The organism is Mesorhizobium sp. P2_E7 (assembly GCF_056403855.1).
Map to the genome: position 1 here is coordinate 41,656 of NZ_JBFUER010000002.1, position 14,113 is coordinate 55,768.

Sequence of the window (14,113 nt, forward strand, 5' to 3'; positions counted from 1 at the left end):
CGCCGGCACCCGGAAAACATCGTTTGGACAGCGATGCTACCGGAACGCGCAGCCGTCCTCAAACCCTGGTGCCGCCGACCGTCATCTGGTTCATCCTGAGATGCGGTTGGCCGACGCCGACCGGCACGCCCTGTCCGGCCTTGCCGCACATGCCGATGCCGTTGTCGAGCTTCATGTCGTTGCCGATCATCGACACACGGTGCATGGCGTCCGGCCCGTTGCCGATCAGCATTGCGCCCTTGATCGGCTGCGTCACCTTGCCGTTCTCGATCATGTAGGCCTCGGTGCAGCCGAACACGAACTTGCCCGAGGTGATGTCGACCTGGCCGCCGCCGAAGGAGACGGCATAGATGCCGTTTTTGACCGAGGCGATGATCTCGTCCGGCTCCATGTCGCCTGATGTCATGTAGGTGTTGGTCATGCGCGGCATCGGCTGGTGCGCGTAGCCTTCGCGCCGGCCATTGCCCGTGGCCTTCATGCCCATCAGCCGCGCGTTCTGGCGGTCCTGCATGTAGCCGACGAGCTTGCCGTCCTCGATCAGCACGTTGCGGGCCGACGGCGTGCCTTCATCATCGACGGTGAGCGAGCCGCGCCGCTCGGGCATGGTGCCATCATCGACCACGGTGACGCCCTTGGCCGCCACCTGCTGGCCGAGCAGGCCGGCGAAGGCCGAGGTCTTCTTGCGGTTGAAATCGCCTTCCAGCCCATGGCCCACGGCTTCGTGCAGCATCACGCCCGGCCAGCCGCTGGACAAAACGATGTCGAACGTGCCGGCCGGCGCCGGGATGGCTTCGAGATTGACCAGCGCCTGCCTGAGCGCCTCTTTGGCCGCATGCTTCCAGCTGTCCTCGACCAGGAACTCGCCGAACGCCTTGCGCCCGCCCATGCCGTAGGAGCCGCTTTCCTGGCGGTCGCCATCGCCGACCACGACGGACACGTTGATGCGGACCAGCGGGCGGATGTCACGCACCATCTGGCCTTCGGCACGCACGATCTCGACATGCTGCCAGGACGCGGCGAGCGAAGCTGTCACCTGGCGCACGCGCGGATCCTCGGCCCGCAGCCAGGCGTCGATCTCCTGCAACAGCTTGGCCTTGACCTCGAAGGAAGGCGAGGGGATCGGGTTCTCGTCGCCGTAGAGATGGCGGTTTGTGCGGGCTGGGGCCACCGCAAGCGTGCCGGAATAGCCGCCCTTGACGGTCGACACCGCGTCCGCCGCGCGCAGCAGTGACGCCTCGGACAGGTCGCTGGAGTGGGCGTAGCCGCTGGCCTCGCCGGCCACCGCACGCAGGCCAAAACCCTGGTCGGTGTTGAAATTGGCGGTCTTCAGCTTGCCATTGTCGAACATCAGCGCTTCGCTCTCGCTGTATTCGAGGAACAGCTCACCGTCATCGGCGCCGTTTAGGGTGTCGGCGACGATGCGCTTGATGCGGTCGTCTGAAATGTCGAATTGGCCGATCAGGCTGTTCATGGCAGGTCCGTTCACAGGAGGAATGGTGTTGCCACGATGTAGGCGCGAACACGCGCCTGCACAATCCGCAATGAAGATCCGCAGCCGGCTAGCTTTTCGCGGGCCCTACTTCTCGTTCACGAATTCCTTGATGTCGCTGGTCATGGAGTCCCAGTTCGAGAACTGCTCCTCAAGGTAGGAGCGGGTAACGCCGCCCCTGAACATGACATCCATCTTGAAGTTCGACCCGTCACCGGAGAAGGCCTTTACCCAGCGATATTTCTTGTTCCATTCATTGGCCTGGTCGGCCGTGAAGGGATCGGTATAGCCGGAGGAAAACTGGAGTGACTTGCACTTCTCGTGGTTTTCGCAGCCATAGAAGTAGACGACATATTTCATGCCCTGGAGCCGGCCGGAGATCATCGGATCGCCGCCGTCGTCCTTGTCCATCTTGGCCGAGCCATAGCCCTTCGCAATCTCGAGAATAACCGCCGGGTCTGGCGCCGTGATGATTTCGGTATCCTCGGCAAAGGCCACGGAAATTGTGCCGGACAGGATCAGACCGGTGGACAGAAGCAGAGAAAAAGCACGCATGACGACCCCCACAGCCAAAAATCAAACCCGTGGGAATTCTGCGTCAGCACCAGCCTTTTCGCAAGCATCAAGCTCAGGGCAGGGCGGCAAAACCGTCGGCGAAGCCCTTGAGGTCGACGGGGATGCCGATGCCTTCTTCCGGCGTCTGGAAGACGATGAAGGTGGCCGACGTGCCGGTCTTCAGCGTGTCGAGCAGCGGCTTTTCGAGAATGACCTCGGCATAGCAGCCGTCCTGGAAGCAGCGCACGAAATAGGCGCGGCCGATATCCTTGCCGTCGACATTGAGGCCAAGCCCGTTGGGCAAAAGCACGCCGAGCGGCGCCAGCACGCGCAGGATCTCGGCCTTGTTGTCGGCTGTGCGCAGCACGACGACCGAAAGTCCCATTTCCGGGCGATCCTCGGCGACGACGTTCTGCATCATCACGCACTGTTCCGACGTCGCGCCGGCCGGCGTGTCGCAGATGATCGACCACGCGCCGTGCGTCGACTTGACCGTGCCGCTCGGCTGCGCTGCATTGGCGATGCCGGCTGCGGACGAGCCGATACCGATCAGGGCGGCGAGAAAGATGACCTTCGCCCCGCTTCTCGAAAGCCAGGAGTTTCTCGAAAGCCAAGAGGTCATGACGGCTCCATTAGCGAATCACGGCACTTTAAGCCGCGCCAAGGCCAAGTAAAGGATAGGGCGACCGCCGGTCAGCCCCGGCAAGCGCAATAATGCGCTTTTCCCTAGCAAATTCGCCCGAATTGCGACCGTCGGGCGCATTCCGGCCGCAAGCCCGCATAGCTCATCTGTCGATCATCCGCGCGGGGCAAAAGGCCGCTGAAACGGTGCGGTCGCGCTTGCGCGCAAAAATGCCGCACGGTTTTGCCCGCTCCTTTCTTGCGGAGGGAAATAGAGTATGGTTTGAACCACCCTTGGGACTGTCCGGGATTCCCATCCCGGCATTGTTCGATATTCTTGCGCGCGATCGCGAGGAACCGGGAGATGATGAGGGCGATGAGAAAATTCCCAGCAAGCGCCAAATTGATGGCAACAGCAGGCGCTGCAGCCGCATTTTTCGCCAGTGCCTCCGCTCATGCGGCCCAGCCGCAGCCATGGGAGATGAGCTTTCAGCCGCCGGCGACCGACATGATGCGGCAGATCGAGTGGTTCGGGAACTACACGATGTGGTTCGTCGTCCCGATCACCGTCCTGGTTCTGGCGCTGCTTGCCTGGTGCATCTTCAGGTTCCGCGCCAGCGTCAATCCGGTTCCGTCCAAGACCAGCCACAACACGCTGATCGAAGTGATCTGGACCGTTGGTCCGGTCGTCGTCCTGCTGTTCATCGCCATCCCCTCGTTCCAGCTTCTGACCGCGCAATACACGCCGCCGGAAGAAGCCAAGCTGACCGTCAAGGCGACGGGCAATCAGTGGAACTGGGACTATGAGTACCAGACCGAAAACACGCTCTCCTTCAACTCGGCCATTCTGCAGGACGCTGACCGCGCCGCTATCGGCAAGGAAGACCGCAAGGTCTATCCGCGCCTGCTGGCGGTCGATAACGAGCTGGTCGTGCCGGTCAACACCATGACCCGTGTCCTGATCACCGCAACCGACGTCATCCATTCCTTCGCCATGCCGGCCTTCGGCATCAAGATGGACGCGGTTCCCGGCCGCACCAACGAGACCTGGTTCAAGGCGGAAAAGGAAGGCCTCTATTACGGCCAGTGCTCGCAGCTCTGCGGCAAGGACCATGCCTTCATGCCGATCGCCATCCGCGTCGTCTCCGACGCGCAGTACAAGACCTGGCTGGCAGCAGCCAAGACCGACCTTCCCGGCGCCAACAAGGCGCTGATGGCCGAGGTCGACGGTACCAACAAGGTAGCGGCCGCCGGCAATTGATGCCGCGGGTTAGCAAGAATTAGGGAACGGAGCCGACCATGGCAGAAGCTGCAGCTCACGACGATCACGACCACAAGCCCTATCATGGCTGGGTCCGGTGGGTGTACTCCACCAACCACAAGGACATCGGCACGCTCTATCTGATCTTCGCGATCTTCGCCGGCATCGTCGGCGGCGCGCTTTCGGTCGTCATTCGCATGGAGCTGCAGGAGCCCGGCATCCAGATCTTCACCGGTCTGGCGCAGATGGTCTACGGCATGAACGGCGATGCCGCCATCGACGGCGGCAAAAGCATGTACAACGCCTTCGGCACCGCGCACGCCCTGATCATGATCTTCTTCATGGTCATGCCGGCGCTCATCGGCGGCTTCGCCAACTGGATGGTGCCGATCATGATCGGCGCACCGGACATGGCCTTCCCGCGCATGAACAACATCTCGTTCTGGCTGCTGCCGCCGGCCTTCATCCTGCTCATCGCCTCGGCCTTTATGCCGAGCGCTCCCGGCGCCTACGGCGTCGGCGGCGGCTGGACGCTCTATCCGCCGCTGTCGACCTCCGGCCAGCCCGGGCCGGCCATGGATCTGGCGATCCTGTCGATCCACATTGCCGGCGCCTCGTCGATCCTCGGCGCCATCAACTTCATCACCACCATCTTCAACATGCGCGCGCCGGGCATGACGCTGCACAAGATGCCGCTGTTTGCCTGGTCGGTTCTGGTCACCGCCTTCCTGCTGCTGTTGTCGCTTCCGGTTCTGGCCGGCGGCATCACCATGCTGCTTACCGACCGTAATTTCGGCACCACCTTCTTCACCCCGGATGGCGGCGGCGACCCGCTGCTGTTCCAGCACCTGTTCTGGTTCTTCGGTCATCCCGAAGTGTACATTCTGATCCTGCCGGGCTTCGGCATCATCAGCCACATCGTCTCGACCTTCTCGAAGAAGCCGGTGTTCGGCTATCTCGGCATGGCCTACGCCATGGTCGCAATCGGCGCCGTCGGCTTCATCGTCTGGGCGCACCACATGTACACGACCGGCCTGTCGCTCGACACGCAGCGCTACTTCGTCTTCGCCACCATGGTCATCGCGGTGCCGACGGGCGTGAAGATCTTCTCCTGGATCGCGACGATGTGGGGCGGGTCGATTTCGTTCAAGACGCCGATGCTGTGGGCGCTGGGCTTCATCTTCCTGTTCACGGTCGGCGGCGTCACCGGCGTCCAGCTCGCCAATGCCGGCCTCGACCGCTCGCTGCATGACACTTATTTCGTCATCGCCCACTTCCACTACGTGCTGTCGCTGGGCGCGGTCTTCGCCATCTTTGCCGGCTGGTACTACTGGTTCCCGAAGATGACCGGCTACATGTACTCGCCGGTGATCGCCAACACCCACTTCTGGGTCACCTTCGTCGGCGTCAATTTGATCTTCTTCCCGCAGCATTTCCTCGGCCTCGCCGGCATGCCGCGCCGCACCATCGACTATCCCGACGCGTTTGCCGGCTGGAACATGGTGTCGTCCTACGGCTCCTACATCTCGGCCGTCGGCGTGGTGATCTTCCTCTACGGCGTCTTCGAAGCCTTCCAGAAGAAGCGGGTGGCCGGCGCCAATCCATGGGGCGAGGGTGCAACGACGCTCGAATGGCAGCTGCCTTCGCCGCCGCCCTTCCACCAGTGGGAACAGCTGCCGAAGATCAAGTAAGGCAGCCTGAATACGAAACCGCCGGCCCGCCGGCGGTTTTGGCCAACGGAATGATTGGACTCAACTACGCATGGCCCTGGTCAACGACCCATTGATTGACGAAGCGGGCTTTCGAATTTCGGAAGCCACGGCGGGCGATTTTTTCGCCCTGCTGAAGCCGCGCGTCATGTCGCTGGTGGTGTTCACGGCCTTTGTCGGCATGGTGGCGGCGCCCGTGACCGTCAACCCGCTGATCGCGATGGTCGCCATCCTGGCCATCGCCATCGGCGCCGGCGCCTCGGGCGCGCTCAACATGTGGTACGACGCCGACATTGACGCCGTGATGAGCCGGACCGCCGGCCGCCCGGTTCCGTCCGGCCGCATCCTGCCCGGCGAAGCCCTGAGTTTCGGCCTTGTGCTGTCGGTGCTGTCGGTGATGACGCTTGGCGTGCTGGTCAACTGGCTGTCGGCGGCGCTGCTCTCCTTCACGATCTTCTTCTATGCCGTCGTCTACACGATGTGGCTGAAGCGCTCGACGCCGCAAAACATCGTCATTGGCGGTGCCGCCGGTGCCATTCCGCCGGTCATCGGCTGGGCGGCGGTGACCGGAACGGTCAGCCTCGAAAGCCTCGTCCTTTTCCTGATCATCTTCCTGTGGACGCCGCCGCATTTCTGGGCGCTGGCGCTGTTCAAGTCCGACGACTACGCCAAGGCCGGCATCCCGATGATGCCCAATGTCGCCGGCCAGGCCTCGACCCGCCGCCAGATCTTTGCCTATGCGCTGATCCTTGCGCCGATCGGCGTGCTGCCCTGGGTGCTCGGTTTCACCACCGCGGGCTACGGCATCGCTTCGCTGGCGCTCGGCGCCGGCTTTGTCTGGTATGCCTGGAAGGTGCTGCGCATGACGGACGACGACCGCGTCATGAAGCCGGCCAAGGCGCTGTTTGCCTATTCGCTGCTCTACCTCTTCGCCATCTTCGCCATCTATCTGGCCGACTGCGTCGTCGGTCGCGCTCTGGCCATCGGTGGGGCATGACCATGATCGACAAGAAGCTTGAACTGGTCACGCTGACCGAAAGCCAGAAGAAGGCGCAGCGCAACCGTTCGGCGGCCATCGGCCTGGCGCTGGCGGCGCTGGTTGTCGTCTTCTACGTCATCACCATCGTCAAATTCGGCCATAGCGGATCGATGTGAGGCCGATGATGACCCGCCCGACCGTGACCGACCCCAGGAAGAAGAACACCAACCGCGTTGTCGCCGCCGTCTGCGTCGCCTTCTTCGGCGGCATGATCGGCATGGCCTACGCCGCGGTGCCGCTCTACAAGATGTTCTGCCAGGCCACCGGCTATGGCGGCACCACGCAGCGCGCCGAGAAGCAATATGCCGGCCGCATCCTCGACCGCGACATCACGGTGCGCTTCGACGCCAACACCAATGGCATTCCCTGGCAGTTCCAGCCGGTCGCCCGCTCGGTCACCATCAAGATCGGCGAGACGACGCAGGCGCATTACAGCGCCACCAACAAGTTCGACCGCGCCGTCACCGGCCGCGCCACCTTCAACGTGCAGCCGGAACTGGCGGGTCCCTATTTCAACAAGGTCGAGTGTTTCTGCTTCACCGACACGACACTGAAGCCCGGCGAGACGCTGGACATGCCGGTCGTGTTCTATGTCGATCCAGACATCGTCAACGTGCCGGAACTGAAGGACTTGAAGACGATCACCCTGTCCTACACCATGTTCCCGGTCGAAAAGAACAAACCGGTCGCTTCATCGGCGCCGGACAGCACCACCAAAGTTTCCGATACCGAAGCAAATCTCGGGGGTTGATATGGCAGACGCGCACGCAAAACCACAACACGACTACCATCTCGTCAACCCGAGCCCATGGCCCTTCCTGGGGTCCATCGGCGCGCTGGTCACCGCCGTCGGCGGCGTCGCCCTGATGCAGTATCTCAAGAACGGCGATTTCCCGATCTTCGGCCACAACATCGCCAATCCGTGGCTGTTCTTCATCGGCCTGGTCATCGTCCTCTACACCATGTTCGCCTGGTGGTCGGACACCATCAAGGAAGCGCATGAGGGCCACCACACGCGCGTCGTGTCGCTGCATCTACGCTACGGCATGATCATGTTCATCGCTTCGGAAGTGATGTTCTTCGTCGCCTGGTTCTGGGCCTATTTCGACGCCAGCCTGTTCCCGAGCGAAGCGCAGCAATATGCCCGCACCGCCTTTACCGGTGGCGTCTGGCCGCCGAAGGGTCTCGAAGTCCTCGATCCCTTCCACCTGCCGCTCTACAACACCATCATCCTGCTTCTGTCGGGCACCACGGTGACCTGGGCGCATCATTCGCTCATCCATGGCGACCGCAAGGGCCTGATCAACGGCCTGGTGCTGACCGTCGGCCTCGGCATGCTGTTCACCATGGTGCAGGCCTACGAGTACATGCACGCTCCGTTCGGCTTCAAGGACTCCATCTACGGCGCGACCTTCTTCATGGCGACCGGCTTCCACGGCTTCCACGTCATCATCGGCACCATCTTCCTCTTGGTCTGCCTGATCCGCGCCATGAAGGGCGACTTCACGCCGAAGCAGCATTTCGGCTTCGAGGCGGCTGCCTGGTACTGGCACTTCGTCGACGTGGTCTGGCTGTTCCTGTTCAGCGCGATCTATGTCTGGGGATCGGCCGGCGCGCTGATCGAAGGCCACTGACGGCTTTCATCGGGGAGCAGCCCCCAAGAAACGAGGAGGCGGCCGCGGCAATGCGGTCGCCTTTTTTCTTTTTGGCGCCCATAAGGCTGGCTGCTTCAATTGGTCGACTGGACCGATGGCTGCATTGGGGTTACCGACTCCGACATGGATGAAATCTGGACCATGGTGCCGGATGGAACGCCGATTGAAATCGAGCCGTAGAACATGAGCGAAGACAAGGCGATCTGGCCACCCATCGAGCCGATTTCGGCCGGCCTGCACGGCCGCTGTCCGCGTTGCGGCGAGGGGCGGCTGTTTTCCGGCTTCCTGACCGTCGGCAAGCACTGCATGAATTGCGGACTCGACTATTCCTACGCCGATGCCGGCGACGGTCCGGCGGTGTTCGTCATCCTGATCATCGGCTTCATCATCGTCGGGCTGGCACTGTGGGTGGAGGTGACGCTGAGCCCGCCGCTCTGGCTGCATTTCATCATCTGGATACCGCTGGCGGTGGCGCTGTGTCTGACGGCACTCAGGCTGATCAAGGGCGTGCTGCTGACGCTGCAATATGCCAACAAGGCGGCTGAAGGCCGGCTGGACCGCGAGCAATGAGCAAGGCGGTGGCCAAGACCACCGGCCGTTCGCGGCCGAAGACGGCGTTGCTGCTCGGCCTTGGCCTGGTGCTGTTCGTCATTCTGCTCGGGCTAGGCACCTGGCAGGTGCAGCGCCTGCACTGGAAGGAAGGGCTGCTGGCGACGATCGACCAGCGCACCCACTCGGCGCCAAGGCCGCTGGCGGACGTCGAGAAGGAATTCGCCACCACCGGCGATGTCGACTACACGCCGGTCACCGTCAGCGGCACGTTCCTGCATTCAGGCGAGCGGCATTTCTACGCGACGTGGGACGGCGACGCCGGCTTCAATGTCTACACGCCGCTGGCGCTCGACGATGGCCGCTTCGTGCTGATCAACCGCGGCTTCGTGCCCTATGACCTCAAGGACGCCACCAGGCGCTCGCAAGGGCAGGTGGCGGGCAAGGTGACGGTCACCGGGCTGGCGCGCAACCCGCTGCCGGCCAAGCCGTCGATGATGCTGCCCGACAATAATGTGGCCAAGAACATCTTCTACTGGAAGGACCGCGACGCCATGGCGGCAAGTGCGGGCCTGCCCGCCGGTGCCGTGCTGGTGCCGATCTTCATCGACGCCGACAAGTCGCCGAATCCAGGCGGGCTGCCGGTCGGCGGCGTCACCATCATCGACCTGCCGAACTCTCATTTGCAATATGCCTTCACCTGGTATGGGCTTGCGGCGGCTCTTGCCGCGGTTCTGATCATCAGGCTGCGCCGTCCGGCAAAAGCCTGATTGATCCCTACCACCCTTGACAGGGCAGGGCTGCACACCTCATTTCGCCTTCTGAACAACCGGCCCGGATTAGATGCTTCACACCAAGACCAAGCCTCCTTTGACGATCCGGCTCTGCCAGCCGCGCGGCTTTTGCGCCGGCGTCGACCGCGCCATCCAGATCGTCGTGCTGGCGTTGAAGAAATATGGCAAGCCGGTCTATGTCCGCCACGAGATCGTGCACAACCGCTATGTCGTCGAGGGCCTGCAAAGCCTGGGCGCGGTGTTCATCGAGGAACTGTCCGAGATCCCGCCCGAGCATCGCAAGTCGCCGGTAGTCTTCTCGGCCCATGGCGTGCCGAAATCGGTGCCGGCCGACGCCCAGGCGCGCGAACTCTTTTATCTCGATGCCACCTGTCCGCTGGTGTCGAAGGTGCACAAGCAGGCGATGCGCCACCAGCGGCTCGGCCGCCATGTGCTGCTGATCGGCCATGCCGGACACCCGGAAGTGATCGGCACGATGGGCCAGCTGGCGGACGGCGCCGTCACGCTGATCGAGACCGAAGCCGACGCAGCGACCTTTGCGCCCGCGAACCCCGAAGCGCTCGGCTTCGTCACCCAGACGACGCTGTCGGTCGAGGACACAGCCGGCATCATCCGGGCGCTGCAGGAGCGCTTCCCGCAATTGCATGCGCCGGCCGCCGAATCGATCTGCTACGCCACCACCAACCGCCAGGAAGCGGTCAAGGAAACCGCCGCCGGCGCCGACCTCTATCTGATCGTCGGTGCGCCCAATTCCTCCAATTCGCGCCGTCTTGTCGAAGTGGCGGAGCGCGCCGGCGCCACCATGTCGCTTCTCGTACAGCGCGCTTCCGAAATTCCATGGAATGACATCACCAACATTTCGACGCTCGGCCTGTCTGCCGGCGCGTCGGCGCCGGAGATCATCGTCGATGAGATCATCGACGCTTTCCGCCAGCGCTTCGAGGTGACCATCGATCTCGCGATCACGGCGACCGAAACGGAGGATTTTCCAGTCATGCGGGTTCTGCGCGATGTCGAACTGACGCGGGCCGACATGGCCTTCGTCAACGGAGCCGCGTGAACAGCCCATGGCGGTCTACACCGATGTCAACGAGGGCGAACTCGGCGCGTTCCTCAAGGTCTATCCGGTCGGCGAATTACTGTCCTACAAGGGCATCGCCGAAGGCACTGAGAATTCCAACTTTCTGCTCCACACATCGAGCGGCTCCTACATACTGACGCTCTACGAGAAGCGTGTCGACAAAGCCGACCTGCCGTTCTTCCTCGGCCTGATGGGCCATCTCGCCCGCAAAGGCATTTCCTGTCCGCTGCCGGTGACCGCGCATGACGGGGCCGTCATCGGCACGCTGGCCGGCCGCCCGGCGGTCATCATCACCTTCCTTGAGGGCCTGTCGTTGCGGCGGCCGACAGCGGCGCATTGCGCGGAGGTCGGCAAGGCGCTGGCCGCCCTGCATCTCGCCGGCCAGGATTTTGCGATGAGCCGAGACAATGCGCTGGCCATCGACGGCTGGCGCAAATTGTGGAACGCCGCGCGCGACCGTGCCGACGAGGTCGAGCCGGGCCTGGCGGCCGAGGTCGACGCCGATTTCGCCGATTTCGAACGCCATTGGCCGCAAGGCCTGCCTGCCGGTATCATCCACGCCGACCTGTTCCCGGACAATGTCTTCTTCCTCGGCGAGAAACTCTCCGGTCTCATCGACTTCTATTTCGCCTGCAACGACCTCTACGCCTATGACGTCGCCACCTGCCTCAACGCCTGGTGTTTCGAGAAGGATTTCTCCTTCAATCTCACCAAGGGCACGGCGCTGCTGGCGGGCTACCAGAGCGTACGGCCCTTGAGTGATGCCGAGAAGGCGGCGCTGCCGATGCTGGCGCGCGGCTCGGCGCTGCGCTTCATGCTGACCCGTCTCTATGACTGGCTGACCGTTCCCGATGGCGGGCTGGTCATGAAGCGCGATCCGACCGAATATATCCGCCGCATGCGCTTCCATCGCGCCATCAGGTCCCCTTCGGAATATGGACTGACATGACCAAGCAGGTTGAAATCTTCACCGACGGCGCCTGCTCGGGCAATCCCGGGCCCGGCGGCTGGGGCGCCATCCTGCGCTTCAACGGCAAGACCAAGGAATTGTCGGGCGGCGAGGCCGAGACGACCAACAATCGCATGGAGCTGCTTGCCGCCATTTCGGCGCTGAACGCGCTGAAGGAGCCGTGCACGGTCGAGCTTCACACCGACAGCAAATATGTCATGGACGGCATTTCCAAGTGGATCCACGGCTGGAAGAAAAACGGCTGGAAGACTGCCGACAAGAAGCCGGTCAAGAACGGTGAATTGTGGCAGGCGCTGGACGAGGCCAACCGGCGTCACAAGGTGACCTGGAACTGGGTCAAGGGCCATGCCGGCCACACCGAGAACGAACGCGCCGACGAACTCGCAAGGGAAGGCATGGCGCCGTTCAAGAAGGGCTCGGCCACGCCTGCGGCACCGAAGCCTGCGGCGGCGCTGAAGCCGGCAGCATCCGAGAAGCAGCCGGCGGCGCCAAGGGCACGGCGTTCGACCCAGAGCTATTGAATTCGGCTACCGGCAGGAAGACCTCACCCGTGCCGATTGCATATTACATCACCCATCCGCAGGTTCAGATCGACGCCAACGTTCCCGTGCCGGAATGGGGGCTGTCCGAGATCGGACGGGCGAGGGCGTTGGCTTTGCTCGAGCAGCCATGGGTCGGCTCGATCCGCCGTATCGTCTCGTCGGCCGAGCGCAAGGCCGTCGAAACCGCCGAGATCCTCGCCAGGCATCTCGGCCTTGCGGTCGAGGTGCGCGAACGCATGCATGAGAACGACCGGTCGGCAACCGGCTTCCTGCCGCCGCCGGAGTTTGAGGCGGTCGCCGACCAGTTCTTCGCCAACCCGCACAAAAGCATTCGCGGCTGGGAACGGGCCATCGATGCCCAGCAGCGCATTGTGAGCGAGTTCGAAACGGTGCTCGGCGCCGCTGAAACCGGCGACATTGCCTTCGTCGGCCATGGCGGCGTCGGAACGCTGCTACTGCTCTCGCTCAGCAATCGCGAGATCAGCCGCGCGGCGGATCAGCCGGCCGGCGGCGGCAATTATTTCGCCTATGATATCGGCGCGCGCCGCGTCGTCCACGGCTGGTGGCCGATCGACAAGCCACGCCACGGCAATTGATAGCCGGAAGCCAGCAATTCTAGGCTTTGGCTTAAAGTCGATTTCATCCCTGGGTGATAGAACGGCGCGATCGATCTTGGCGATGAGGCGCGGCGATGTTCGGACGCAGGACTTTCGGCAAGCAGCAGCACAGCTTTGCCGATCTCAAGAAAATGATGCGCCCGACGCCGGATGCCGATGGCGTGACGCGCGTTTTCTCGAAGGAACTTTGGGACGATCCGAAGATCGGTTCCTTCCTGCGGGAGGCCGGCTTCGCGCCGGACGATCAGCGCAACATCATGCGCACGGCGGATGACTACATCGCTCTTTTCGCAGCGGCCAGGTACCGGCTTCAGGTTCGCACCGAGACCTTCAACGCCGAGATGACGGCACGCCACGGCTATTGCCGCGCCACGCCCTTCCTCGTTATCGACCAGTCGATCTGGGACGGCGAGCATGGCGCGTTCCTCTATGCCCAGATGGATCTTATAGGCCTCGACGACTGGAACGTAGTCATGCTGGCGGCGGATGCGCGGACGACGCAATCGTGCGGCCTGCCGGCTCATCCGGGATCTGTGCCGGCGCTCTCCCAGGCCATGACTGGGCATGTGGTCCGATGGAAGGCGCGCCATGAATTCGCGCTGGAGGAATTCGGCGTCACCGCCACCGGCGGTCGCAGCATCACGCGCGAGCAGTTCGAGGCTGAGAAAGACGCGCTGCGTCAGGAGATCATCGACACCGTCGCCGCGATCAAGCCGCGCGTTGTCAGCGAATAGAATCCTCAGCGGATCAGCAGGGCGGTGCCGTAGAGGCCAAGCGCGAACACGGTGTGCGACATCACGTTGAAGGCGCGGATCTGCATCGGATTGGGGCGCTTTGAAGCGGCCCAGCCGGCGCCCATGCCGGGTGCCAGCAGGAACCAGCCGGCGCCGATGGTGACCATGCCGAGGATGAAGGCCGGCAGGAAGGTCGGTGCGTCCAGCCACGCTCTGCCCACCAGCGCCACCAGGATGACGCCGTAGACGATGCCGGTGAAATAGTGGAAGGCCCAGCCCAGCGCCGTCTCGTGCGCATAGGGTGCGGCGTGGGCAATGTCGTCGTGGAAGACCTTGCCTTCCCTAAGATGCCAGACCCAGCGGCCGGGCGGCCCCCAGTTCGGCCGCGGCTGACTGAGCGCCAGATGCAGGAACATCGCCCACAGGTCCATCAGCACCGTGGCGCCGATGCCGATCGCAACACTGCGCCAGATGATGTCAAACATCGTCGAGGTCCC

17 protein-coding genes and 1 pseudogene are annotated in these 14,113 nt (G+C 63.1%); 14 read left to right on the plus strand and 4 right to left on the minus strand.

Annotated elements, in window-relative coordinates:
- Positions 1-58 precede the first annotated feature (58 nt).
- The 3 genes from tldD to AC1DYC_RS17305 form a co-directional block, all read right to left on the minus strand.
- Entirely contained in the window at positions 59-1,471 is a 1,413-nt protein-coding gene (gene tldD, locus AC1DYC_RS17295; RefSeq protein WP_477408426.1) for a metalloprotease TldD, read from the minus strand.
- Positions 1,472-1,576: 105 nt separating this feature from the next.
- A complete protein-coding gene (locus AC1DYC_RS17300; RefSeq protein ID WP_477408428.1) occupies positions 1,577-2,044 on the minus strand; it encodes a YbjN domain-containing protein in 468 nt (155 codons plus the stop codon).
- 73 nt (positions 2,045-2,117) lie between these two features.
- The gene (locus AC1DYC_RS17305; RefSeq protein ID WP_477302796.1) at positions 2,118-2,666 is read right to left on the minus strand and encodes an invasion associated locus B family protein; all 549 of its coding nucleotides are present in this window, start codon (positions 2,664-2,666) and stop codon (positions 2,118-2,120) included.
- Between the two features lie 363 nt (positions 2,667-3,029).
- Here AC1DYC_RS17305 and coxB point away from each other — a divergent pair, with 363 nt between their 5' ends.
- The 14 genes and pseudogenes from coxB to AC1DYC_RS17375 all read left to right on the plus strand — a co-directional run bounded on the left by coxB (position 3,030) and on the right by AC1DYC_RS17375 (position 13,616).
- On the plus strand, positions 3,030-3,926 hold the full coding sequence (coxB, locus tag AC1DYC_RS17310; protein ID WP_477408430.1) for a cytochrome c oxidase subunit II: 897 nt from the start codon (positions 3,030-3,032) through the stop codon (positions 3,924-3,926).
- Positions 3,927-3,964: 38 nt separating this feature from the next.
- Positions 3,965-5,617 (plus strand): cytochrome c oxidase subunit I, encoded by a 1,653-nt coding sequence (gene ctaD, locus AC1DYC_RS17315; RefSeq protein ID WP_352584617.1) that lies wholly within the window; start codon positions 3,965-3,967, stop codon positions 5,615-5,617.
- A gap of 70 nt (positions 5,618-5,687) precedes the next feature.
- Positions 5,688-6,632, plus strand: coding sequence for a heme o synthase (locus tag AC1DYC_RS17320; RefSeq protein WP_477408432.1), 945 nt, complete (start codon positions 5,688-5,690; stop codon positions 6,630-6,632).
- Between the two features lie 2 nt (positions 6,633-6,634).
- A complete protein-coding gene (locus AC1DYC_RS17325; RefSeq protein ID WP_477289353.1) occupies positions 6,635-6,790 on the plus strand; it encodes a hypothetical protein in 156 nt (51 codons plus the stop codon).
- A gap of 8 nt (positions 6,791-6,798) precedes the next feature.
- Positions 6,799-7,425 carry a cytochrome c oxidase assembly protein gene (locus AC1DYC_RS17330; protein ID WP_477302790.1) on the plus strand — a complete coding sequence of 209 codons (627 nt, stop codon included), beginning with the start codon at positions 6,799-6,801 and terminating at the stop codon, positions 7,423-7,425.
- A 1-nt stretch (position 7,426) separates the two neighbouring features.
- Complete coding sequence (locus AC1DYC_RS17335) at positions 7,427-8,308, plus strand: cytochrome c oxidase subunit 3 (protein ID WP_477408434.1); 882 nt, start codon at positions 7,427-7,429, stop codon at positions 8,306-8,308.
- An 84-nt stretch (positions 8,309-8,392) separates the two neighbouring features.
- Positions 8,393-8,509, plus strand: a pseudogene (locus AC1DYC_RS17340) (L,D-transpeptidase family protein); the annotation flags it as partial.
- A gap of 3 nt (positions 8,510-8,512) precedes the next feature.
- Positions 8,513-8,899, plus strand: a complete 387-nt coding sequence (locus AC1DYC_RS17345; RefSeq protein ID WP_477302787.1) for a DUF983 domain-containing protein — start codon at positions 8,513-8,515, stop codon at positions 8,897-8,899.
- Positions 8,896-9,648 carry an SURF1 family protein gene (locus AC1DYC_RS17350; protein WP_477408436.1) on the plus strand — a complete coding sequence of 251 codons (753 nt, stop codon included), beginning with the start codon at positions 8,896-8,898 and terminating at the stop codon, positions 9,646-9,648. Before AC1DYC_RS17345 ends, AC1DYC_RS17350 begins: the two co-directional genes overlap by 4 nt.
- Positions 9,649-9,721: 73 nt before the next feature.
- Positions 9,722-10,732, plus strand: a complete 1,011-nt coding sequence (gene ispH, locus AC1DYC_RS17355) for a 4-hydroxy-3-methylbut-2-enyl diphosphate reductase (protein WP_477408438.1) — start codon at positions 9,722-9,724, stop codon at positions 10,730-10,732.
- Between the two features lie 7 nt (positions 10,733-10,739).
- A complete protein-coding gene (locus AC1DYC_RS17360; protein WP_477408440.1) occupies positions 10,740-11,702 on the plus strand; it encodes a homoserine kinase in 963 nt (320 codons plus the stop codon).
- Positions 11,699-12,244: a ribonuclease HI gene (gene rnhA / locus AC1DYC_RS17365; protein ID WP_477408442.1), complete on the plus strand. Its 546-nt coding sequence runs from the start codon at positions 11,699-11,701 to the stop codon at positions 12,242-12,244. The genes AC1DYC_RS17360 and rnhA overlap by 4 nt, the downstream gene beginning before the upstream one ends.
- Positions 12,245-12,273: 29 nt before the next feature.
- On the plus strand, positions 12,274-12,861 hold the full coding sequence (locus tag AC1DYC_RS17370) for a histidine phosphatase family protein (RefSeq protein WP_477408444.1): 588 nt from the start codon (positions 12,274-12,276) through the stop codon (positions 12,859-12,861).
- A 95-nt stretch (positions 12,862-12,956) separates the two neighbouring features.
- Entirely contained in the window at positions 12,957-13,616 is a 660-nt protein-coding gene (locus AC1DYC_RS17375; RefSeq protein WP_477408446.1) for a hypothetical protein, read from the plus strand.
- Between the two features lie 5 nt (positions 13,617-13,621).
- On the opposite strand, the gene AC1DYC_RS17380 is transcribed toward AC1DYC_RS17375, so the two are convergent.
- On the minus strand, positions 13,622-14,101 hold the full coding sequence (locus AC1DYC_RS17380) for a DUF2938 domain-containing protein (RefSeq protein WP_477408448.1): 480 nt from the start codon (positions 14,099-14,101) through the stop codon (positions 13,622-13,624).
- Positions 14,102-14,113: the final 12 nt, after the last annotated feature.

Excerpts from the sequence above, each read along its gene's own strand:
- tldD (WP_477408426.1), bottom strand. The coding sequence starts at position 1,471 with ATGAACAGCCTGATCGGCCAATTCGACATTTCAGACGACCGCATCAAG.
- AC1DYC_RS17300 (WP_477408428.1), bottom strand. The coding sequence starts at position 2,044 with ATGCGTGCTTTTTCTCTGCTTCTGTCCACCGGTCTGATCCTGTCCGGC.
- AC1DYC_RS17305 (WP_477302796.1), bottom strand. The coding sequence starts at position 2,666 with ATGACCTCTTGGCTTTCGAGAAACTCCTGGCTTTCGAGAAGCGGGGCG.
- coxB (WP_477408430.1), top strand. The coding sequence starts at position 3,030 with ATGATGAGGGCGATGAGAAAATTCCCAGCAAGCGCCAAATTGATGGCA.
- ctaD (WP_352584617.1), top strand. The coding sequence starts at position 3,965 with ATGGCAGAAGCTGCAGCTCACGACGATCACGACCACAAGCCCTATCAT.
- AC1DYC_RS17320 (WP_477408432.1), top strand. The coding sequence starts at position 5,688 with ATGGCCCTGGTCAACGACCCATTGATTGACGAAGCGGGCTTTCGAATT.
- AC1DYC_RS17325 (WP_477289353.1), top strand. The coding sequence starts at position 6,635 with ATGATCGACAAGAAGCTTGAACTGGTCACGCTGACCGAAAGCCAGAAG.
- AC1DYC_RS17330 (WP_477302790.1), top strand. The coding sequence starts at position 6,799 with ATGACCCGCCCGACCGTGACCGACCCCAGGAAGAAGAACACCAACCGC.
- AC1DYC_RS17335 (WP_477408434.1), top strand. The coding sequence starts at position 7,427 with ATGGCAGACGCGCACGCAAAACCACAACACGACTACCATCTCGTCAAC.
- AC1DYC_RS17345 (WP_477302787.1), top strand. The coding sequence starts at position 8,513 with ATGAGCGAAGACAAGGCGATCTGGCCACCCATCGAGCCGATTTCGGCC.
- AC1DYC_RS17350 (WP_477408436.1), top strand. The coding sequence starts at position 8,896 with ATGAGCAAGGCGGTGGCCAAGACCACCGGCCGTTCGCGGCCGAAGACG.
- ispH (WP_477408438.1), top strand. The coding sequence starts at position 9,722 with ATGCTTCACACCAAGACCAAGCCTCCTTTGACGATCCGGCTCTGCCAG.
- AC1DYC_RS17360 (WP_477408440.1), top strand. The coding sequence starts at position 10,740 with ATGGCGGTCTACACCGATGTCAACGAGGGCGAACTCGGCGCGTTCCTC.
- rnhA (WP_477408442.1), top strand. The coding sequence starts at position 11,699 with ATGACCAAGCAGGTTGAAATCTTCACCGACGGCGCCTGCTCGGGCAAT.
- AC1DYC_RS17375 (WP_477408446.1), top strand. The coding sequence starts at position 12,957 with ATGTTCGGACGCAGGACTTTCGGCAAGCAGCAGCACAGCTTTGCCGAT.
- AC1DYC_RS17380 (WP_477408448.1), bottom strand. The coding sequence starts at position 14,101 with ATGTTTGACATCATCTGGCGCAGTGTTGCGATCGGCATCGGCGCCACG.